The sequence below is a fragment of the Streptomyces mobaraensis NBRC 13819 = DSM 40847 genome, assembly GCF_017916255.1.
Taxonomy (GTDB): domain Bacteria; phylum Actinomycetota; class Actinomycetes; order Streptomycetales; family Streptomycetaceae; genus Streptomyces; species Streptomyces mobaraensis.
This window is the reverse complement of record NZ_CP072827.1, coordinates 1,637,323-1,658,349: the sequence shown is the minus strand read 5'-3', so window position 1 is coordinate 1,658,349 and position 21,027 is coordinate 1,637,323. Positions and strand designations below refer to the sequence as shown.

Annotated in this window: 15 protein-coding genes and 1 pseudogene; 9 read left to right on the top strand and 7 right to left on the bottom strand. The window is 71.5% G+C overall.

Translation table 11 applies throughout. The annotated features are described in order from the left end of the window. Window positions 1-76: 76 nt before the first annotated feature. Window positions 77-514, bottom strand: a complete 438-nt coding sequence (locus tag J7W19_RS06590; protein ID WP_004949241.1) for a cell division protein SepF — start codon at window positions 512-514, stop codon at window positions 77-79. 242 nt (window positions 515-756) lie between these two features. Between J7W19_RS06590 and J7W19_RS06585 the strand changes: the two genes are divergently transcribed. Beyond that, window positions 757-2,031 (top strand): DUF5685 family protein, encoded by a 1,275-nt coding sequence (locus J7W19_RS06585; protein ID WP_201768244.1) that lies wholly within the window; start codon window positions 757-759, stop codon window positions 2,029-2,031. Between the two features lie 485 nt (window positions 2,032-2,516). Then, on the top strand, window positions 2,517-3,452 hold the full coding sequence (locus J7W19_RS06580; RefSeq protein ID WP_004949237.1) for a S1 family peptidase: 936 nt from the start codon (window positions 2,517-2,519) through the stop codon (window positions 3,450-3,452). Between the two features lie 177 nt (window positions 3,453-3,629). Here J7W19_RS06580 and J7W19_RS06575 read toward each other — a convergent pair whose 3' ends face one another. Next, window positions 3,630-3,932 carry a hypothetical protein gene (locus tag J7W19_RS06575; protein WP_004949235.1) on the bottom strand — a complete coding sequence of 101 codons (303 nt, stop codon included), beginning with the start codon at window positions 3,930-3,932 and terminating at the stop codon, window positions 3,630-3,632. 292 nt (window positions 3,933-4,224) lie between these two features. Between J7W19_RS06575 and J7W19_RS33760 the strand changes: the two are divergent. Beyond that, window positions 4,225-5,008, top strand: a pseudogene (locus J7W19_RS33760) (slipin family protein); the annotation flags it as partial. Window positions 5,009-5,925: 917 nt separating this feature from the next. On the opposite strand, the gene J7W19_RS06565 reads toward J7W19_RS33760, so the two are convergent. Together J7W19_RS06565 and J7W19_RS06560 are read right to left on the bottom strand one after the other, a co-directional pair. After that, the gene (locus J7W19_RS06565) at window positions 5,926-6,372 is read right to left on the bottom strand and encodes a subtilase-type protease inhibitor (protein WP_004949231.1); all 447 of its coding nucleotides are present in this window, start codon (window positions 6,370-6,372) and stop codon (window positions 5,926-5,928) included. A 459-nt stretch (window positions 6,373-6,831) separates the two neighbouring features. Beyond that, window positions 6,832-7,884 carry a YhgE/Pip domain-containing protein gene (locus J7W19_RS06560; protein ID WP_040891119.1) on the bottom strand — a complete coding sequence of 351 codons (1,053 nt, stop codon included), beginning with the start codon at window positions 7,882-7,884 and terminating at the stop codon, window positions 6,832-6,834. Window positions 7,885-8,090: 206 nt separating this feature from the next. Here J7W19_RS06560 and J7W19_RS06555 point away from each other — a divergent pair, with 206 nt between their 5' ends. The 5 genes from J7W19_RS06555 (at window position 8,091) to J7W19_RS06535 (ending at window position 15,925) form a co-directional block, all read left to right on the top strand. After that, window positions 8,091-11,819 carry a DNA polymerase III subunit alpha gene (locus J7W19_RS06555; protein WP_004949228.1) on the top strand — a complete coding sequence of 1,243 codons (3,729 nt, stop codon included), beginning with the start codon at window positions 8,091-8,093 and terminating at the stop codon, window positions 11,817-11,819. Between the two features lie 140 nt (window positions 11,820-11,959). Continuing rightward, a complete protein-coding gene (locus J7W19_RS06550; protein ID WP_411848827.1) occupies window positions 11,960-13,087 on the top strand; it encodes a DNA polymerase Y family protein in 1,128 nt (375 codons plus the stop codon). Between the two features lie 226 nt (window positions 13,088-13,313). After that, window positions 13,314-14,219 (top strand): esterase/lipase family protein, encoded by a 906-nt coding sequence (locus J7W19_RS06545; protein ID WP_004956408.1) that lies wholly within the window; start codon window positions 13,314-13,316, stop codon window positions 14,217-14,219. 545 nt (window positions 14,220-14,764) lie between these two features. Next, the gene (locus J7W19_RS06540; protein ID WP_040891481.1) at window positions 14,765-15,340 is read left to right on the top strand and encodes a hypothetical protein; all 576 of its coding nucleotides are present in this window, start codon (window positions 14,765-14,767) and stop codon (window positions 15,338-15,340) included. 207 nt (window positions 15,341-15,547) lie between these two features. Continuing rightward, a complete protein-coding gene (locus J7W19_RS06535; RefSeq protein ID WP_004950373.1) occupies window positions 15,548-15,925 on the top strand; it encodes a hypothetical protein in 378 nt (125 codons plus the stop codon). A gap of 80 nt (window positions 15,926-16,005) precedes the next feature. On the opposite strand, the gene J7W19_RS06530 is transcribed toward J7W19_RS06535, so the two are convergent. The 3 genes from J7W19_RS06530 to J7W19_RS06520 form a co-directional block, all read right to left on the bottom strand. After that, complete coding sequence (locus J7W19_RS06530) at window positions 16,006-16,899, bottom strand: recombinase family protein (RefSeq protein WP_004950369.1); 894 nt, start codon at window positions 16,897-16,899, stop codon at window positions 16,006-16,008. Window positions 16,900-17,130: 231 nt separating this feature from the next. Further along, complete coding sequence (locus J7W19_RS06525; protein ID WP_004950366.1) at window positions 17,131-17,667, bottom strand: hypothetical protein; 537 nt, start codon at window positions 17,665-17,667, stop codon at window positions 17,131-17,133. Continuing rightward, window positions 17,627-19,132, bottom strand: coding sequence for a glycosyltransferase (locus J7W19_RS06520; RefSeq protein ID WP_004950363.1), 1,506 nt, complete (start codon window positions 19,130-19,132; stop codon window positions 17,627-17,629). The genes J7W19_RS06525 and J7W19_RS06520 overlap by 41 nt, the downstream gene beginning before the upstream one ends. 327 nt (window positions 19,133-19,459) lie before the next feature. On the opposite strand from J7W19_RS06520, the gene J7W19_RS06515 reads away from it, so the two are divergent. Continuing rightward, window positions 19,460-20,944, top strand: coding sequence for a DUF6056 family protein (locus J7W19_RS06515; RefSeq protein ID WP_233478073.1), 1,485 nt, complete (start codon window positions 19,460-19,462; stop codon window positions 20,942-20,944). Window positions 20,945-21,027: the final 83 nt, after the last annotated feature.

The window sequence follows — 21,027 nt, the reverse complement described above, 5'->3', positions numbered from 1 at the left end:
TCCCGGTGTCCGCGGGGGCCGGCCGGGTGGATCGGCTCCAGTGGGAGCCGAGGCCGGCTCCGGTGGGAGCCGGGGGTCAGCTCTGGTTGAAGAAGCCCCCGTTCACCCGGCCCACCGGCTCCCCGTTGACCACCTTGTAGTCGGCCGGGGTGAGCAGGAAGACCCGGTTGGCGACCCGCTCGATGGAGCCGCGGAGGCCGAAGGTCAGACCGGCCGCGAAGTCCACCACCCGCTTGGCGTCGCTCGGTTCCATCGCGGTGAGGTTGACGATCACCGGGACGCCCTCGCGGAAGAGCTCGCCGATGCCGCGGGCGTCGCGGAAGCCGTCGGGGGTCACCGTGGCGATCCGGGTGCCCTGTTCCTGGGCCGCCTCGTCGGCGACACGGACTCTCGGGCTCGTCACCCAGGAGTCACCGGGCTCGGGCCCCTCGGCGTACTCGTCGTCGTAGTAGCGCTCGTCATCGCTGTCGTCGACGAGGCCAAGCCAGGCACTCGCCTTACGCACCGAACCCATGGACGCCTCCTCTCACACGCGGTGTGTTCCGCCCGCCCCTCTATGGTCGTCCATGATGCGGATGGTGTGCCAAGTGGATAGGGGCCAAGCGAGGATTTCGTGACGCATCTGGTGCAAAGCAGGTGGCGGTGCGTCAGAAACCCCGAAGCCCCCGATGCGAGCCCCCCGCTCGGCCGTGACCGGCCTGTACCGAGCCTATGGCTAGGATGCGCCAGTTGCTCGGCACCAACACGGGGGCGTCATTGTTCGGAATCATCAGACCGTGTCGGCATCGGCTCTCGGAGGCCATGCGGACGGAGTGGATGGCTCATCTGTGCGGTCTCTGCCTGGCTTTGAGGGGAGATCACGGGCAGTTCGCCCGAATAGCGACGAACTATGACGGATTGGTGATATCCGTCCTGGTCGAGGCGCAATCCCCGCGGCAGGCCGGGGAGACGACGGGGTGGCGGCGGAAGGCGGGGCCCTGCCCGTTGCGCGGGATGCGTACGGCGTCGGTCGCCACCGGGGAGGGCGCGCGGCTGGCCGCGTCCGTCTCCCTCGTCCTCGCCTCCGCGAAGCTGCGGGACCACGCCGCCGACGGGGACGGGGCGATGGCCCGCCGCCCGGTGGCCGCGGCGGCCCGCCGGGTCGCCGCCTCCTGGGACCGCGCGGGCGCCCGCACCGGCTCCGACCTGGGCTTCGACACCGCGCTGCTGGTCGACGCGGTCGAGCGGCAGACCGGCCTGGAGGCCCTGGCCGGACCCGGCACCCCGCTGGTCTCGCTCACCGAACCGACCGAGACCGCCACCGCCGCCGCCTTCGGGCATACCGCCGTACTGGCCGGCCGTCCGGAGAACCGGGAGCCGCTGGAGGAGGCGGGCCGCCTCTTCGGACGGCTCGCGCACCTGCTGGACGCGGTCGAGGACCTGGAGGCCGACGCGGAGTCGGGCGCCTGGAACCCGATCGCCGCCACCGGCGCCGACCTCGCGGACGTCCGGCGGCTGTGCGACGACGCGGTGCACGGCGTGCGGCTCGCGCTCGCCGACGTCGCGTTCGCGAGCAAGGCCCAGGGGCGGCTCGCGCACCTGCTGCTCGTCCATGAACTCCCGCGCGCCGTCGACCGGGCGTTCGCCACGGAGGGGTGCGGACACCCCGGGCATGCGCGGGGGCATGAGCAGGGACAGGGGCGGGCAGGGGAGCACGGCGGGAGCGAGGAGGCGGGCGTCCGGGCCGCGTTCGGGCCGCCGCCCGTCATGCCGCCGCCGCCCGCGCCGCCGGAGCCCCCGCGACGCGGCCGGCAGCGCGGGCTGCTGGCCGGATGCGCGGTGTGGGCCGGGCTCTTCTGCACCTGCCAGGTGTGCTGCCGGGATCCGTACCACGACCCGTGGAGCGGACAGCCGCGCGAGGGGTGGTGCCACAAGTGCGACTGCGATGACTGTAGCGACTGCGGTGATTGCTGCGACTGTTGCGACTGCTGCGGCAACTGCTGTTCTTGCGGGGACGGTTGTGGGTGTGACGGGTGCGGGTGCGACTGCTGAGGGGATGAGGGCGGCGCCCCGGCGGTGGGTTGGGGTCCGCCTGGGGCGTTGTCCGTTCTGCGAGGGGTGTACGGGGCGGCGGGGGCGGGTGGGGTGCCCGCCGGGCGGGGAAGTGCCCGGAACGACCGGTTCGACCCTTGCGCCCGGGGCCGCTTCGGTCGAATACTCCCTCATCAGTGCTTCATCAGTACTTCTTCAGTGCTTGTCAGGGGCGCGGCGCGGAACGGAGCGCGCCGTGCCGCGCCGTGCCGTGTGCGGCCCCGATCCGTTCCGGGAGAACGTGTCGGCTCCGGCGGAACGCGTCAGCGCCAAGGCGTCGATGTGTGGACAGCCGATGTGCGGACGTCGGAGTGAAGACATCGGAGTGAAGACGTCGGCGTGAAGACATCGGCGTGCAGACCTGAAGACACCAGCGTGAGGACACCACGCGAAGACCTGAAGTGACCAGCGCGAAGACCTGAAGTCACCAGCGTGAGGACAGCAGCGTGAGGAACAAGCGCATCGCCCGCACCACCGTCCCCGCCGCCCTCGTCACCCCGTCCGTCAGGAGAGCCGCCGCCCTCGCCGTCGCGCTGCTCGCCGTTTCCGCCCTCACCTCCACCCCCGCCGGGGCGGCCCCCGGCGCCCCGGAAGTGCCCTCCGCCGCCCGGCTCGCCGCACTGAGCACCGCGGTCGGGGAAGCCGACGTCCCGGGCACCGCCTGGGCGGTCGACGAGCGGTCCCACGAGGTCGTCGTCACTGCCGACGCGACCGTCCCGGCCGAGGGCGTCGCCCGGATCAGACGGGCGGCCGGGCCCGACACCGACGCGATACGCGTCGAACGCGCCCCCGGCGCCTTCCGGCCGTTGATCGCCGGCGGAGACGCGGTGCACGCCGGCGACTGGCGCTGCTCGGCCGGCTTCAACGTCCGCAAGGGCACCACCTACTACTTCCTCACCGCCGGTCACTGCACCCAGGGCAAACCCGCGTACTTCGTGGACCCCGGGCACCGCATGTCCGTCGGTCCCACCGCCGGCAGCACGTTCCCCGGCGCCGACCACGGCCTCGTGCGCTACGCCAACGGCTCGCTGCCCCACCCGTCCGCCGTCGACCTCTACGACGGCCGGTCCCAGCGCATCACCTCCGCCGGCACGCCCCGCGTCGGGCAGAGCGTCCGCCGCAGCGGCTCCACCACCGGGGTGCGCGACGGCCGGGTCACCGGGCTGAACGCCACGGTCAACTACGGCAACGGGCAGGTTGTCCGCGGCCTGATCAAGACGGACGTCTGCGCGGAGCCCGGCGACAGCGGGGGCGCCCTCTTCTCCGGTTCCACCGCGCTGGGCCTGGCCTCCGGCGGCAGCGGCGACTGCCGCAAGGGTGGGACGACCTTCTACCAGCCCGTCGTCGCGGCGCTCGACGCCTACGGCGTCCGCCTCTTCTGAGCCCGGGCGCCCGCTCCGGGCCCTCCTCGTGAGCGTGGCCCGGGCGGACAGCCGAAACGCCGGACGGAAGGGCCGCGGGGCGCTGGGGTCCCTCCGGCCAAGCCCCGAGGGGCGCCGGTCGGGCCGGCGTCCCTCGGTTCACCGTGACGCGAGTGCCGCCCCCTGGTCACTGCGGCGTCACTGCGGCCCGGTGCAGTTGCCCTGGACGGTCACCCATATGTTGTTGTCGGGGGTGGTACCACTGGCCACGATGCCCCAGGGGTAGCAGTTCTCCGGGAGCTTGTGGTTCGCGTTCGCCCGGGCGCCGTCCAGCGAGCCGGCGACTCCGGTGACATAGACGTAGTAGGTGGACAAGTCCGCCGTCACCGCTCCCCGGCCCGGTGCGGCGGGGGCGGCCGACGCCGGGGTGGTCAGCGCCGCCCCGGCCAGCAGGGTCGCCGCGGCCGCGGCGAGCCCGGCCGTCGCAAGTCTTCCGTTCACGAAATCCTCCCCATCAACTTTCCTGTCAAAAACGGTAGTTACGTCGCACGCGACGGAATCTAGGGCAACCTCGCGCGCCGCGACAGTGGTTGCACGATGTACAAACACGTTTCGTAACTGCCGCCCCAGGGCTGAGGGGGCCCGGCCGGTCCGCGTCGCTCCGGTCCTCGGAGGAGCGGCGCCACGACGGAGGCGGCGGGGGCGGCCGTCCCGCCCCTCCGCAGGGCTCGACCCCGGGACCGGCGAGGAATACCGTGGACATATCACCTGTCGTGGGACACAGGGGGCCGTGATGGTCGAAGACCTCGTGGTGGCGGTCGTGGCCGCGGCGTCCGCCGGAGCGGTATACCTGATGGCGGCGGCCCGGGTGGTCAAGCAGTACGAACGCGGCGTGGTGCTGCGCCTGGGCCGGCTGCGCAGTGAGGTCCGGCCACCGGGCTTCACCATGATCATTCCGGGCGTGGACCGGCTCCGCAAGGTGAACATGCAGATCGTGACCATGCCCGTACCCGCCCAGGAGGGCATCACCCGCGACAACGTCACGGTGCGGGTCGACGCGGTCGTCTACTTCAAGGTCGTCAACGCGGCCGAGGCCGTCATCCAGGTCGAGGACTACCGCTTCGCGGTCTCGCAGATGGCCCAGACCTCGCTGCGTTCGATCATAGGCAAGAGCGATCTGGACGATCTGCTGTCCAACCGCGAGAAGCTCAACCAGGGCCTTGAGCTGATGCTCGACAGTCCGGCCATCGGGTGGGGCGTGCAGATCGACCGGGTGGAGATCAAGGATGTCTCGCTGCCCGAGACGATGAAGCGCTCGATGTCGCGGCAGGCGGAGGCGGAACGGGAGCGCCGGGCGCGGGTGATCAACGCGGACGCGGAGCTGCTGGCGTCGAAGAAGCTGGCGGAGGCCGCCGCGACGATGTCCGAACAGCCGTCGGCCCTCCAACTGCGCCTGCTCCAGACCATCGTGGCGGTGGCGGCGGAGAAGAACTCGACGCTGGTGCTGCCGTTCCCCGTGGAGCTGCTGCGGTTCCTGGAACGCGCGGGGGCCGGGGTGCCGACGGGTGACCGGGCGGCCGGGGTGCGCGGGCCGGAAGAGCCGGGCGGGCCGGATGAGGGGGTCCGGCGGGAGGGCGTGCGGGGTGCCGGGGAGCCGGCGGTGGAAGAGCGGACGGCGGAGGAACGGGCCGCCGTGGAGCGGGCTCTCGGGGAGCAGGCCCTTGGAGCCGGGACTCCCGGGGAACGGGCGCTCGGCGAGCGGGCCGTCGAGGGGCGGGCGCCGGAGAAGTGGACGGTCGAGGACTGGGAGCCGAAGGGACGGGCTGCCGGGGAACGGGTCGAGCGGGATCGGCCCCCGGAGAATGCCGACCGGGATCGGCCCCCGGAGAATGCCGACCGGGATCGGCCTCAGGAGAACGTCGTCTCGGAGAACGCCGTTCCGGAGAGCGCCGTCCCGGAGAACACCGGGGAATCGGCCACCGGTGAACCCGGCTTGGATTCAGCGGAGTTGGACGACGGCGGGCCCGGGGCGAGGCGGGGGGCCGGCGGATCCGGTGAAGTCTGAGTTCCCGGCTCTTCTGGCCGCCCCCTCGGCCGTCGGTACGGAGGGCGCGTGCATGGTCATGCGCGCGACCGGAAGTAGCCCTTGTGCACCCCCGCCCCGGGTGGGGACACTCGGACGCACGTACTTGCCAAGGACGACTTGGCGTGAGTCTTGACACGGACGCGACCCCTGCCCCTTCGGACGGGGCGACCCACCGCCGGCCGATGCCCCCGGTACCCCCGACGACGTGGGTTCCGGGTGGGCGCTTCTGCCGAACTCCCGGGACGGAAGCGGGCGTTACCCGTTCCGCCCGGCTACGAGCGGCGGCCCCCGGACACACCTCCACGGTGTCCGGGGGCCGCCTCACGCGCGGGGCCTACGGGCTTGCGGTGCCTGCGGGCTCGGGGTCCGCCGGGCTCGGTGCCCTCCGGCGGCGGAGCGCGAAGGGCGTCAGAACTCGAAGACGGTGCCCTTGCCCGCCTTCATCTCGCACGGGTTGGCGAAGGTGTGCTCGTACTTGACGCGCTGGCCTTCCCAGACGCCCTCCGCCGTCACGACGAACGGGTTCCACTCCTTGGTGCAGGCCGTGCCGGACTTGATCTTGGTGATCTCGGCGAAGTTGCCGCTCGCGGCGCGCAGTTGGTCGCAGGCCCCACGGGCGTCCGGGTGGGTGCCGCTCGGCTTGGGCATGCAGTTGAGGGTCACCGCGCGCTGGACGCCGGCGGAGGCCGCCTTGTCGCCCTGGCCGACGGTGAGCACCAGTGCCGAGGGTGCGTACAGGCTCTGCTGGGCGGCGGGTGCGGGCGCGGGCGTCGCGCTAGCGGTGGCCCCGGCCCCCACCAGGCTGCCCAGGATCAACGCTGACCCCAGGGCGATCCCCCCAGTGATGTACCGCATTCCGAACACTCCCTTGTTCGTGGGTTCTGATAACGCTCGGAAGTTTGGCCCATGCGCTGAGTGAACGCACATGGATCGATCGCTTTCGGTCGCTGGTTGAAAGCGTTGAGTAGTGGCGTGTTTTCGCTGTTCGCCGAGGGGTGGGAGAGGCGTCGTATGCGACCGGGGCATCGCGGACTGTCTGGTCTGCCGGTAATGGGTGGATTTAATGTTTCAGGAGTATTGACCTGCGGTAATCCCTTGCCATCGTTGATCGGACTTTAACTGCCCCTTGGAAACTAAGGATTGACAGGGTGTCGGTTCAATGATTCCAGAGTCCAGGGCGGAGGGTTTGGCTCCGGGGAGGGTCCGGCTGAAAAGAGGGCCGGCCGGGGTGGGGGAGGGATTCCGGACGCCTTGCGGTGGGCTCGGTAATGACCGAAGAGGTGCCATCCCGACCGTCTGGTATGGCTGTTCAGGTCACCCGGCGGTCGATTTCCGTTCGCCGAAGCCCTCGTTCCGTTCGGCGATGGTCTTCTTCCGTTCACGGATGATCGCGCCCACCCAGGTGACCGCGGCACCGGCCACCGCCCAAGCGGAGAGCACCAGAAGGGGGCAGGTCAGGGCGTTGCCGTCGAAGTAGGCGAGGGAGCGGGCCGACCAGGTGCCGGCGCCGGGCGGCAGCGCCGGGCCGATCGCCCGCCAGAAGGGCGGCAGCAGGGGATAGGGGTAGGCGCCGCCCGCGCTCGGGTTGCCGAGGACGACGACGATCGCGATCGCCAGCCCGATGCCGACGACGCCCGCCAGGCTCTGCAGGGCCAGGGTGAGGGCGCCCACGGCGAACACCACCAGCGCCCCCAGCCCCCACAGCGGGGCGACGCCGGCCGGCAGCGCGTCCAGGACCGGCCCGGTGACGACCGCGCCGAGCAGGCCGGAGACGGCCGCGTAGGCCGCGAGCGCGCCCAGCCGGATGACGGCGCGGTGGCGGTTGGCGGGACGGGCGCCCGCGCTGATCGCGAGGATCGCGGCACACAGGTAGCCGCCCACGCACCAGCCCACCACCAGGTAGAACGAGGTCAGCCCGCGGGAGTCGCCGGCCGCGGCGGGAGCGACGTCGACGGTCCTCACCGACCGGTGCTCGGCCGCCTCCGCCCGGGTGACGACCGCCTCGGCGGCCTGCGCGAGCGAGGCGCCCGCGCCGCTCGCCACGAGCAGGGTGTCCTCGGTGCCGCGCGGGTCGACCACCAGGGCCGCGTCCAGATCGCGCTCTCGCAGCCCCCGTTCGGCCGCCGCCCGGCCGGCCTTGACCTCCGGCTCCAGCGGATCGCCCGGCAGCCCTCCCAGCCGTTCGGCCAGCGAACCGGCCACCTGCCGGGGCGCCACCACGCCCAGCCGGATGTCCTGCGGCTTCGGGTGGTGGAAGGCCCCCACGTAGGAGGCGATGAACGCGAGCTGGAGGACGAGGACGCCGGTCACCAGGAGGGCGGCCCGGCCGGTGACCGCGTCGCGCACCTCCCGGACGAAAGAGCTCATGCCCTGAGCGTGGGGGGTGGGAAGGGGCGACGCAGGCGGGGCGGGCCGATCGGGGGATCGGGGAGTGGGGAGCGTGAGGGGAGTGAGGGGCGTGCGGGGTGTTCGTTCGCATGTTCGTACGAATGTTCGATGCGTGGTTTATGGTGGAGGTGAGGGGCGGAAATCGGCCAGGGGGTCATGACGGGCTTGGAACGGCGGGAGGTGCGATGGGTGCTCGTTCGGCGTTCCCGTCGGAACCGACGCGTCCGGGGTCGTCGCAGCCGTTCCCGGCCTTCCCCGGGCCCTCCACGGCTGCCGCCGCCCCTTCCTTCCCGGCTTCCTCCCCGGCTTCCTCCCCGGCCGTGTCGACCGCTCCCGCCACCTCCGCCCGTCGTCCGGCCGTCCGGAGCGGGACCCCGCGCGCCCGGAGGGCCGTTCCCTCGTTCACCCACCTGCACACCGCCTCCGGCTTCTCGGCGCGGTACGGCGCCTCGCACCCCGAGCGGCTGGCCGAGCGGGCCGCCGAGCGGGGCATGGACGCGCTCGCCCTCACCGACCGCGACACCCTCGCCGGCGCCGTCCGGTTCGCCCGGGCCACGGCCGCCGCCGGGGTGCGCCCGCTGTTCGGCGTGGACCTGGCCGTCCGCGGCCCGGAGCCCGCGCCCGGCGAGACCGTCCGCCGCCGCACGCCCGTACGCGGCGGGGCGTTCGTCGACGAGTCCGCGCCCCGCGCCGTCTTCCTCGCCCGCGACGGCGCGCTCGGCTGGGCCGCGCTGTGCGGCCTGGTCACCGCCGCCCACGGCGGGCACACCGCCCATGGCGGGCACGCCGGGCCCACCGGGTCCGCCGGCCACACCGGCCCCGCCGAGCGGCCCGAGCTGCCCTGGGCGGAGGCCGCGGCCGCCGCGGCCGGGCCGCGCCCGCCGGTGTTCGTGCTGCTCGGCCCGGACTCCGAGGTCGGCCGCGCGCTCGCCGCCGGCCGCCCCGACCGGGCCGCCCGGCTGCTCGCGCCGTGGCGTGAAACGTTCGGTCGCGCGCTCCGCCTGGAAGTCGTCTGGCACGGCCGCACCGGCACCGGCCCCGGCTCGCTGCGGCTCGCCGCCCGCACCCTCGGCCTCGCCGTCGAGCAGGGCGTCCCGGCCGTCCTCACCAACGCCGTGCGCTACGCCGACCCCGGCCAGGGACCCGTCGCCGACGTCCTCGACGCGGCCCGCCGGCTGGTGCCCGTCGACTTCCGCCGGCCCGAGGCGCTGGACGGCGGCGAGCGCTGGCTCAAGGACCCCGGCGCCATGTCCGCCGCCGCCGAGCGCATCGCGGAGGCCGCCGGGCTGCGGCGCGACGCCGCCCACCGACTGCTCGCCGCCACCGCCGAGACCGCCGCCGCCTGCCGCGTCGATCCCGAGGACGACATCGGCCTGGGCTCCGTCCACTTCCCCGAGCCGCGCCTGGTCGGCGCGGACCGACGCACCGCCGACCGCGTGCTGCGCTCCCGCTGCACCGCCGGCCTGGTGCTGCGGGGCTACGACCGGGGCGCCCGCGGCCGCGTCTACCGGGACCGGCTGGACGACGAGCTGGACGTCATCGCGCGGCGCGGCTTCGCCTCGTACTTCCTCACCGTCGCCCGGGTCGTGGACGACGCCCGCGAGCTCGGCGTCCGCGTCGCCGCCCGCGGCTCCGGCGCCGGCTCGCTGGTCAACCACCTGCTGGGCATCGCCGGCGCCGACCCGGTCGAACACGGCCTGCTGATGGAGCGGTTCCTCTCCACCCGCCGCGCCGCGCTGCCCGACATCGACATCGACGTCGAGTCCGCGCGCCGGCTGGACGTCTACCGCGCGATCTTCGACCGGTTCGGCCCGGAGCGGGTCGCGACCGTCGCCATGCCCGAGACCTACCGGGTCCGGCACGCCCTGCGCGACGTGGGCGCGGCGCTCGGCATGGACCCCGCCGAGGTGGACCGGCTCGCCAAGGCGTTCCCGCACATCCGGGCGCGCGACGCGCGGGCCGCCCTCGCCGAGCTGCCCGAGCTGCGCGGCATCCGGCCGGAGCGGTACGGGCGGCTGTGGGAGCTGACCGAGGCGCTGGACGCGCTGCCGCGCGGCGTCGCCATGCACCCCTGCGGCGTCCTGCTGTCCGACGCGACCCTGCGCGCCCGCACCCCCGTCGTGCCGACCAGCGGCGAGGGCTTCCCGATGTCCCAGTTCGACAAGGACGACGTGGAGGAGCTGGGCCTGCTCAAACTCGACGTGCTGGGCGTGCGGATGCAGTCCGCGATGGCGCACGCGGTGGACGAGGTCGAACGGGCCACCGGCCGCCGTATCGACCTCGACGACCCGGCGCAGGTACGGCCCGGGGACCCGCGCACCTACGCGCTGATCCGCTCCGCCGAGACGCTCGGCTGCTTCCAGATCGAGTCGCCCGGCCAGCGCGATCTGATCGGACGGCTCCAGCCGGAGACCTTCCACGACCTCGTCGTCGACATCTCGCTGTTCCGGCCGGGCCCGGTCGCCGCCGACATGGTGCGCCCCTTCATCGAGGCCCGGCACGGCCGCGCGCCCGCCCGCTACCCGCATCCGGACCTGGCGGAGGTGCTGCGCGAGACCCATGGCGTGGTCGTCTTCCATGAACAGGTGATCGAGATCCTTCGGATCATGACCGGTTGCGACCGGGGTTACGCGGACGAGACCCGGCGCGCGCTCTCCAGGCCCGAGGTGCTCGGCCGGGTGCGCGCCTGGTTCGCGGCCCGGGCGGCGGAGCGCGGCTACTCGGCCGAGGTCGTCCGCCGCACCTGGGAGATCGTCGAGGCGTTCGGCTCGTACGGCTTCTGCAAGGCGCACGCGGTCGCCTTCGCGGTGCCCACGTACCAGTCGGCCTGGCTGAAGGCCCACCACCCGGCCGCCTTCTACGCCGGACTGCTCACCCACGACCCGGGGATGTACCCCAAGCGGCTGCTGCTGGCGGACGCGCGACGGCACGGGGTGCCGGTGCTGCCGCTGGACGTGAACCGGTCGGACGCCGCCTATCGGATCGAACTGGTGTCTGAAAGACGGTTCGGGATCCGGCTCGCCCTCTCCGACGTGCACGGCATCAGCGAGGCCGAGACCGAACGGATCGTCGCCGGCCGCCCGTACACCTCCCTCCCGGACCTGTGGCAGCGGGCCCGGCCCGGCCTGCCCGTCGCCGAACGGCTGGCGCGCGTCGGCGCGTTGGACGCGTTCGGCGCCAACCGGCGCGACCTGCTCCTGCACCTCGCCGAGCTCCACCGCCACCAGCGCGGGCCCCACCGGCGGGGGCCCGCCGCCGCCCAGCCGACCCTGGTCGACGACGCGCGGACCGAGCCGATCGGCCTGCCCGACCTCGACGCGAAGGAGCGGCTGGGCGCCGAGCTGAACGTGCTCGGGATGGACACCTCGCGCCACCTGATGACCGATCACCGCGCGTTTCTGCGGGAGTTGGGCGCGCTTCCGGCGAACCGGCTGCGTGACGCGCGGCACGGTGAGACCGTCCTGGTCGCGGGCGCCAAGGCGGCCACCCAGACCCCGCCGATCCGCTCCGGCCGGCGGGTGGTCTTCGCGACCCTGGACGACGGCACCGGTCTGGTCGACTGCGCCTTCTTCGACGACTCCCACGCGGCCTGCGCCCATACGGTCTTCCACTCCTGGCTGCTGCTGGTCCGCGGCACGGTCCAACGGCGCGGCCCGCGCAGCCTGAGCGTCGTCGGCGTCCGGGCCTGGAACCTGGCGGAACTGGCCGCGCTCCGGGCGGAGGGCGGCCTGGAGGCGGTGGCGGAGGTGCTGGCCCGCCCGGCGGAGGAGCCCGACGGGACCGCTCCGCGACGGCGTGTCGAGATGCCGACCGGCTACGCGATGCACCCGTGGGCCGACCTCCGGCCGGCGGGCGAGGGGGCGGCCACGGGACGGAAGTTGTGGCACGCGAGTCAAGGGAGCGCGGGGCGGTGAGCGAGGTGAGCGAGGCGAGCGAGGTGAACGATGTGAGGCGGAGACTGGCGGCGGTTTCGGGGCCGGTTCTGGGGTCAGGGCCGGGCTCGGACCTTGGGCCGGTTCCGGCCCCCGCCCCCGGCCTCGCTTCCGGCCCGCCCGTGGCGCGGCCGGCTCGTCGGCTGCGGGTGGCGGGCGAGAGCGCGGGTGGGTGGGGCGCGGGCGCCGGGAACGCCCCCGCCGCCCCGGTCACTTCGACCACCCCCGCCACCCCCGCCACCCCCGCCACCCCCGCCACCCCCGTCCTGTACGTCCGCTTCCAGCCGGCGGCCGAGGGCGCCCCCCTCGACGAGGAGGTCTACGACGGTCTCCTCGCCCTGCTCACGGAGGTCACCCCCGTCGTCCAGGCGCTGCCGCCCGCCGCCGCGCTCGCCGACGTCCGGGGCGCGACCCGGTATTTCGGCCGCGCCCCCGCCGGGCTGGCGGCCCTGCTGCGGGTCCGGAGCCTCGCCCGGTACGGCGTCGACTGCGCGGTCGGCGTCGCGGCGAACCCGATGCTGGCGCGGATGGCCGCCCAGGACGCGCCGCCCGGCGCGGTCCGCGTGCTGCCGGCGGACGACGCCGGGGTGGCCGCTTTCCTGGCCCGCAGGCCGGCCGCGGCCCTGCACGGCGTCGGCCCCGCCACCGCCCGTACCCTCTGCGCGTACGGCCTCGACAGCGTCGGCCGGATCGCCGCGGCGCCGCTGCCCGCGCTCCAGCGCATCCTGGGCGCCGCGGCCGGGCGGACGCTGTACGAGAGGGCGCACGGCATCGACCCCACGCCGGTGACCCCGGAGGCGCGGGCCCGCTCGATGGGCGCGGAACACCGGTTCCGCACCGACGAACTGGACCCGGAGCGGCGCCGCCGCGCCCTGCTCGCGCTCGCCGACGGGCTCGGGGCCCGGCTGCGCGGCGACGGCCAGGTGGCCCGCGGCCTCACCCTCACCGTCCGGTACGCCGACGGCTCCGCCACCACCCGTACCCGTACCTTCGCCGAACCGACCGCCCACACCCCGGCGTTGACCGCCGTGGCGTACGAACTGCACGGCGCGCTCGGCCTGCAGCGGGCCCGGGTCCGGGCGGTGGCGCTGCGCGCCGAGGGGCTCACCGCCGCCGAAGGGGCGCCGCTGCAGCTCACGTTCGACGCGGCCGACGACAAGGCGCGCCGCGTGGAGGCGGCCGTGGACCGGGCGCGGGCCCGCTTCGGCCCGTCGGCGGTGGTCCCGGCGGCGGCGCTGCACGTCGCCTGAGAGGGGCCGGTGGCGAGAGTGCTGCACCATCTCGCCTGTACCACCTCACTGTTACCGCCACGTAACTGGCCGAATTCGTGCGAACGAAGAGATGACGAACTTATTGACGAAGTCATGACCTTCCCGCAACCTACTCGCACGTAAGTTGATGCCTTTTCAGCGCGAGGCTCCCCACTGGCCGTCGCGTCGCCGCCGTGCGCCCTCTCCCACCTGCGAGGTTCCCCCCGTGACCGGAATCCGAAGACTGCCCCGCGCCCGCCGCCTCCGCCGTCTCTTTCAGGGCCTCGCCACCCTGCTGCCCGCCCTGGGCCTGGTCCTGGCCGCGGGCGCGGCGGCGCCGGCCGCCACCGCCGGCGGCGAACGGACGGTCAGCCGTGGCTGGAACGACTTCTCCTGCAAGCCGTCGTCCGCCCACCCCCGACCTGTCGTCCTGATCCACGGCACCCTCGGCAACTCGGTGGACAACTGGCTCTTCCTCGCGCCCTACCTGGTCAACCGCGGCTACTGCGTCTTCTCGCTGGACTACGGCCAGCTTCCCGGGGTCCCGCTGTTCAACGGCCTCGGCCCGGTCGAGAAGTCGTCGGCCCAGCTCTCGACCTACGTGGACAAGGTCCGCACGGCCACCGGCGCCGCGAAGGTGGACCTCGTCGGGCACTCCCAGGGCGGCGGCGTGATGCCGCGCTACTACCTCAACTTCCTGGACGGCGCGGGCAAGGTGAACTCCCTGACCGCGCTCGCCCCGTCCAACCACGGCACGACCCTCTCGGGCCTCACCAAGCTCATGGACAAGATCCCGGGCGCCCGCGACGCGATCCACGGCCTCACCCCCGGCCTCACCGACCAGGCCGTCGGCTCGGAGTTCCTCAAGCGGCTCAACTCCCGCCCGGACACGGCCCCCGGCGTCCGCTACACGGTCGTCGCCACCAAGTACGACGAGGTCGTCACCCCGTACCAGACCTCGTACCTCTCCGGCCCGAACGTCCGCAACATCCTCCTCCAGGAGCGGTGCTCCATCGACCTCTCCGAACACGTCGCGACCGGCATGATCGACCGCGTCGCTTTCAAGGAGGTCGCCAACGCCCTCGACCCGGCCCACGCCACCCCGGCGACGTGCGCGGACATGGTGAGCTGAGGCGCTGCGCTTCACTGCTGGAGAAACGTTTGCTCAGCTCCGCGGGCGTCCGCACCGGCATGACGGCCGGTGCGGACGCCCCTGCCGTATGCGGCTCAGGGGTGTGACGCCCGTAGGTGGCGCCCCATGAGAACGGTCAGATCCGTGGCACGGCTCAGGTCACGGACTCCCGTTGCCTTCGCGTACTCCTCCTTGATCCTTGAACACTCGGCGCAGCGCCGAGGTGGGTCTGTCGCGGTGAGGAGAGACTGTCGTTCCGTCATGACCGCATCGTGCGGTCCGCTCGGGGAGGTATCACCGTCATACGGCGGACAATTGGGCGCTGGGGCAGTACGGTCCAGGAAAAGGCCCAAACGTCCCCAGGAGACAGCTTGAACTCCGCTCTACGTTCGGCTGTGGCGGACGCTCGTCTTTCGCCGCGACAGCTTGCCGTCCGGGTAGGCGTGACGAGCAAGACCGTCGAGCGGTGGCTGGCGGACGCTGCGTTGACACCTCATGCACGCAACCGAGAGGACGCCTGTCGGGCGTTGGGAGTGGACGAAGAGATGATCGGGCCGCACCTCGTCAAGGACCGCATCAAGTCCGGCCACGACCGCGAGTTGGTGCGCAGTTATCCCTATCGTTCGGCCTGCCCGTCCACCCTGTGGGGCGAACTGGTCGCCGAGGCAAGGGACGAGCTCTTCTTCGCCGGGTACACCGACTACTTCTTGTGGACCCAGGTGCCTGTCTTTTCCGATGTACTGCGCCGCAAGGCCGCCGCCGGGTGCCGGGTGCGGTTTCTGGTCGGCGATCCGGACGGCGAGGTGACGCGCAACCGGGAGGTCGTCGAGGACGCGGCGCTGACGGTCTCGGCGCGCATCAGGATGACGTTGCGGCAGCTGGGCGAGCTGGCGGGCGTCGTGGAGGCGCGGTTCAGCGCGTCCGCCGACGCGGTCAACCACGTGAGCCTGTCGGTCTTCCGGTTCGACGACAGTGCGCTCGTGACCCCGCATCTGGCCAGCCTCGTCGGACACGACTCGCCCCTGCTGCACCTGCGGAGGCAAGGTGACGGCGGGCTGTTCGACCGGTTCGCGGAGCATGCCGAGGAGTTGTGGGAGCGCGGGGTTCCCGTGCGGGAGTGAGCGCGGCCGCTTGTGTGCCTTGCGTGGAACGGTGGTTCGGGCATCGGAGGCGGATTTAATCTGCCGGTGTCGCCGTTTCGGGGAGGGGCCGTGCGAGGGGCGAGACGTAAAGGCGGGTGCGCGGCGGTTGTCGGGGGCGTTGTGCTCGGGGTGCTGGCGGGCTTCGGGGGTGTCGGGCAGGCCGCTTCCGGTGGGGAGCGGGGGCCGGTGGTGACGCATCCGGGGTCGGTGCCGTTCGAGTACGCGGCCGGGGACGTCTGCGCGTTCCCCGCCCGCGCCGAGTTCCCGGTGAGTGACCTGACCCTGAGGACCTGGAACGACGCCGAGGGCAGACCGCGCTACGCGGTCGAATCCGGCGCCCTGGTGCTGCGGGCCACCAATCTGCGGACGGGCAAGTCCGTCGACCGGGACGTTTCCGGTACGGCGGTGATGCGCTACGCGCCCGGGCGTCCCGGGACGTTCGTCATGTCCGGGTACGGCTGGGCCACGGGCTTCCACGGAGGGGACCGCCCCGCGCACCGCTGGATCGTCGCGCGGGATCGGGGTCCCGCCGGTAATGCTGCTGGATTGAACGGTAAGGAATGATCATGCTCCGACGTCGCTTGATGAGGGCCGGGCCGAGGTAAACAGCCGGAAGGGACAGCAGCACGTCTTGGAGCCGCGGTTCACCGCGAGCTGGCTCCATCAGCGGCCGTCTGCTCGTCGTGTTCGCGCAGCATGCGCATGACGGTGGCCGGTGAGGGGTGCTGGCCGCGCTTCTTGCCGGTGCGGATCACGAGCCGTGAGGCGATCTCGCGCAGGGACAGATGTTCCTGGTCGCGCAGCCGGAGGGCGGTGGCGAGCATGTCCTCGTCGGAGACCTTGACGCCGCCGATCGCCTTGCCCTTCGTACGGGCGGTCTCCTGGCCTTCGAGAGTCTTGTCGCGGATGTAGTCGCGTTCGGACTCCGCCATGGCGGCGAAGAAGGCGAACAGGGCTGCCCCGGGGCCAGCCGGGTCGTGCTTCCCGGCCAGGGGGCCGGTGAGGAACTCCAGCTCGATCTCCGCGTCCCGCAGTTCCTCGGCGACCTTCAGCAGTTCTAGGGCGCCGCGGCCCAGGCGCTTCATCTCGTGCACCACGAGGGTGACCTTCGCGCCCAGCGAGCGGTACTCGCGGGCTGCCGCCAGGGCGGCCTTCATCTCGGGGCGTTCCCTGACCCGGGTGCTGATCTGTTCTTGGAACAGCCGGTGCGCGCCGGATGCTTCGAGGGCGTCGATCTGGGACTGGATCTCCTGGGTGCGGCTGGAGACGCGGGCGTACGCGAGCCGGACCTCCATCGGCACGGCAGGCACCGCGAGCTTCTGCACCGGCAGGGCCGTCCAGACGGAACCGGGGTGCCGTACGGCAGGGGTGGCGACGTGCAGTTCGGAGCGGAGTGCGGGGACGAGTTGGAAGCGGGCGGTGTGGTATTTGAGTGCGACCTTGCCTGAAGTGGTGCGGCAGGGCGAGCCCACCGGGGCCTGGCAGGTCGACATCGGGCAGGCGTGCGACTCGACGAGCCGGTGCGGATCGGTGATCATGCCGGGATCGTTTCAGGAGTACGTTTCACGGGTCAAGAGGAAGGAAACGGACCGTGAAACAAATCGACCTGCGGTGACCTCGATGGCGCCCGCTGTTGAAACGGGGACCACCTATGAAACAACCTCAGTGTCCGCGTTGTCGTCTCTTCGAGTCGGCGGACGTCCCCGCCGCCTATGACACCGGTTCGTGCCTGTGACGTACAGCCCGCTGGCGTGTGGCACGTTTCGCTCTTATTCCGGATTCCACCCCATGCCCGACGTCATGCTCCGTCGCCTCACCCGCACCGCCAGCCCGACCTGGCGCGATGTATCCCAGGCGAGCGGGAGCGGGCAGTGAGACAGCTTCTGAACAAGATCGAGGCCCGGCAGCGGCTGGTGCGCGGGACCATCGAACGGCTGCGGGAGCAGATCGCCGAGCTCACCGGGCAACTTGCCGCCGCCGAGCGCGCCCTGGAACGGCTGGAGACCACCCGCGAGACCGTGCTGGAACTGGCTACCGAGGACGGCACCCCACCGCCCGAGCCGCTGCCTCCTGGCTATCGCGAGATCCTGGCCCTCTTCGAGCAGAACGGGAACGGGCTGCGCGCCAGGGACGTCTGTCGCACCCTCGGCACCGGCACCGAGCCGCGGCACACCGAAGGCATGCGCGCCAAGCTGAAACGCCTGGTCAACCGCGGCATCCTCACCAAACCCGAAGGCGGCCTGTTCGGTGACGACCCCGACCGCTTCACCATCTGCCGCCCGCGCGCCTGCACTCGCGCCGCGCATCAACCGTCTGTTCGTGCTCCGTGTCGGCCGCCGCGTTATACGGTGCGGCCGAGGGTCGGCGGCCCCGGGCACCGGAGACGATCGCCCAGCGGGCCAGAAGGAAGGAAAGCGGGGTGGCTAGGATTCCGGCGATCACGGCGGCGGAGTTTTTGTTCAATCCCAGCGTGTCCACACCGAGGAAGAGCAGGATTCCGCTGGCCAGCATATTGACGATACTCGATAGGGGATAGCGAACGAACGCGCGCCAGGTCGGTTTCGCGTGGAGGGTGATATGCGTGTTGAGGAAGAATGATCCGACCACGCTTACCGCGAAACCGATTGCATGGGCGGCGAGGTACGGCAGCCAGCTGTTGAGAGCGACGTACACGGTCAGGTAGACGGAGGTGTTGACGATCCCAATCGCTGCGAAGGTGAGGAACTGGCGCATCGTGCGCGCTCTGCTCCTCGTCCTTGGCCCGACCGGTGAAGATCCGGGCCCCGGCCGGTGCGCCCCCGAGCGTGACACGGCAACAGCGTCGGCGGGCTGTGCGGGCGGCGGAGCGTCGGACGTCGCCCGCACTACATAGGGTGGGCGGCGTTTCGCCTCGTAGTAGATGCGTCCCACGTATTCCCCGACGATGCCGGCCGTGACGAGCTGGATTCCGCCGAGCGCGATGACCACTGTCAGAAGGGTGGTGTAACCAGGCACCTCTACACCGTGCAAGGCAACGTTCACGATCGTCCACAGCGCATAGACGGCCGCAGTGAAAGACAACGCTAGACCGGAGTAGAAAGCCAGCCGCAGCGGACGGTTGTTGAACGAAATGAGACCGTCGATCCCGTAGTTGAGCAGCCGCCTGCCGCCCCATTTCGACCGGCCAGCTGCGCGACCGACGTTGTGGTACGTGAAACTGACGGTCTCGAAGCCGATCCAGGCGAAGATTCCTTTGGAGAACCGGTTCGTCTCCGGCATGGAAAGTACGGCCTCGACAGCCGATCGCGACAGCAGCCTGAAGTCTCCCTCTCCATCGATGATGTCGACGTCCATGCCGTGACCCATCGCCCGGTAATAGGCGGAACTGATCAGGCTGCGTAGCACGCCCTCTCCCGCACGGTCGCGGCGGGCCACGACCTGATCGTAACCGTGCTGGCGCAGTTGCAGCATGTACGGGACGAGACTGGGCGGGTGTTGAAGGTCGGCATCCATGAGGACAACAGCCTCGCCGCGGGACATGCGCAGTCCGGCGAGGATCGCCGCTTCCTTGCCGAAGTTGCGGCTGAAGGAGGTGTAGCGGATGCGACGGTCCCCGGCAGCGAGGGCGCAAAGGCATCGAAGGGTGTCATCGCTGCTGCCGTCGTCGATATAACAGATCTCAAAGGCCTGCTGTGTCGCCTCCAGGACGGACAGCAGTGTGGCGTGGAAAGTGTCGATCACCTCGTCTTCGTTGTAGCACGGGACGACGATGGAGATGTTGCATTCTGGCATACGGATTCCCGGCGAGTCGGGGCAGCCTCAAGACCGTTTCCTACGCCCCGTCCGACGCGTCTCGAGCGAAGACCTGCCTCGTAAATGTCACACTGCCGTAAACGACCATGCACTCCGCCGGACTGCCCAGCGACCCATTGGGGCCGAGCGGGTGAATTGCCTGACCATTTCACCCGTGTGCCACGGTGGGCTGCGCTCCCCGGCGCTGACTGGCAAGCTGGACGTACCAGGCGTTTCCGTGCCGCGCTCCTCCTCCTGTTCCTGCAACGCTCCGGAATGCCGATGAACGGGCGTCACTTGCGATACCCGCCGGAAGGGAGAACGGGCGTGGGCGTGGAACGCCTACCGGGAAGAACTGGCTGGGGTCAGCGGGCCAAAGACGCCCTGAATACGGACATGCTGGTGAAACGGGGACGCTGGTGGCCGGTATTGCTCTGTGTCATTCCACTGGTTCTGCTCGCCTACGCGGCTTGGGCCGCCCGTTGGGTGCGGCCCGGCGGGGACGACTGGTGTTTCCTGCCGGTGGTCCGTGACGGCGGGCTGTCCGCCATGGTGGACAAGTTCTATTTCAAGGACAACGGGCGCGTCGTTAACGCCGTGCTCGTATGGGCTTACGCGCGCTTCGGCGTCGCTGGACAGCAGTGGTTCGCGCCGGCCAGCGGGGTGCTGACTCTTCTGCTGCTGTGGGCGTTCTGTGCCGCCGCGCTGCCTGCCACGGAAAGAAGGCTGCCCCGCGGAACAGCGCTGTTTGTGGCGGCCACGGTGACCGCCGTCTTCCTCTTCGGCTCCCTGAATACCTATAAGACGTTCTACTGGCCGGCGGCATCCGTCTCGCACACGCTGCCCCCGGTATTCGCCTGCGCAGCCATCGTCCCGCTCCTGAGGGCCACCTCACTGCGGGGCCGCGCCCTAGCCTTGTGCACTGCCGGCACGACGGGAGCAGCACTGGGGATGCTGTCGGAGGAAACCACCGTGGTGGCACTGGTCGCCCTCGGGTGCACGGTGGTGATCAGCGGCCGTGCCATCCACGCCACACGGCGAAGCTTCGTCCGCTTGTGGTGCGCAGTCGCAATCACCGGCCTCGTGATTGGAATGCTGATCCTCTACACGTCGCCCGGTGCACTGCACCGGCGCCAGACGAAGAACGCATCAATCATGCTCGCCCCTGCGTCCCTGTGGGAGTCCGGGTACGCATTCACCTACATCACTTTGCGGTGTCTCACGGCCTGGCCGTACCTGGCAGCATTCGCCGGCGGCCTCATCCTGGGCTGTCTTCTCGTACGTGCCTCTCCGGAGCGTGTCACCCGCGCGAAGAACGAGGCGTTGCTGATCCGATCATGCGTCGTGGTTCTCCTGGTCGCCGGCTACGCCTGCACCGTCATCGCCTACCCCGCCTTCCGTACCGGCGTGATGACATCGACGCGCCTGTGGAACGACTACCTGCTTCTGTACGTCTTGTTCCTCGTCTACGCGGGTGCGCTCGCCGCCTGCGCATGGCACCGGCGAGGCCGAAAGGTCGCCACCGCCCTCGCCGCGGGAACGGCTGTGTACGCCGTCGTCTGTCTCGGCCTGGCGGCATCGCTCGCGGTCCTGGACTCCGATATGGCCGCACGCGCCCGAGCATGGGACCAGCAAGACACGCGGATGCGGTCCCAGGCCGCAGCGGGGGTCCCGGTTCTTGCGTACAGGCGGCTCCCCATCAGAAAGATGACCGAGCCGTTCGGCCAGGACGGTCGAAAGACGTGGCCGGCGCAATGCATCGCCCGCTACTACAGGGTCCAGGACATCACCAACGCGACCGGCAAGCCTTGAGCGGGCGGGGAGCGCGTGAGTAGGAGGTCCCACGCCCGAGCATCCTTGGCGGGCGCCTGGAGACGGCGGTGGCGACTGCGCCC

What these genes read in the sequence shown, in the direction of transcription:
- J7W19_RS06565 (WP_004949231.1), bottom strand. Translation starts at nt 6,372, where the DNA reads ATGCGGTACATCACTGGGGGGATCGCCCTGGGGTCAGCGTTGATCCTG.
- J7W19_RS06540 (WP_040891481.1), top strand. Translation starts at nt 14,765, where the DNA reads ATGATCGGGCCGCACCTCGTCAAGGACCGCATCAAGTCCGGCCACGAC.
- J7W19_RS06520 (WP_004950363.1), bottom strand. Translation starts at nt 19,132, where the DNA reads ATGCCAGAATGCAACATCTCCATCGTCGTCCCGTGCTACAACGAAGAC.
- J7W19_RS06590 (WP_004949241.1), bottom strand. Translation starts at nt 514, where the DNA reads ATGGGTTCGGTGCGTAAGGCGAGTGCCTGGCTTGGCCTCGTCGACGAC.
- J7W19_RS06555 (WP_004949228.1), top strand. Translation starts at nt 8,091, where the DNA reads ATGGGTGCTCGTTCGGCGTTCCCGTCGGAACCGACGCGTCCGGGGTCG.
- J7W19_RS06525 (WP_004950366.1), bottom strand. Translation starts at nt 17,667, where the DNA reads ATGCGCGGCGCGAGTGCAGGCGCGCGGGCGGCAGATGGTGAAGCGGTC.
- J7W19_RS06530 (WP_004950369.1), bottom strand. Translation starts at nt 16,899, where the DNA reads ATGATCACCGATCCGCACCGGCTCGTCGAGTCGCACGCCTGCCCGATG.
- J7W19_RS06560 (WP_040891119.1), bottom strand. Translation starts at nt 7,884, where the DNA reads ATGAGCTCTTTCGTCCGGGAGGTGCGCGACGCGGTCACCGGCCGGGCC.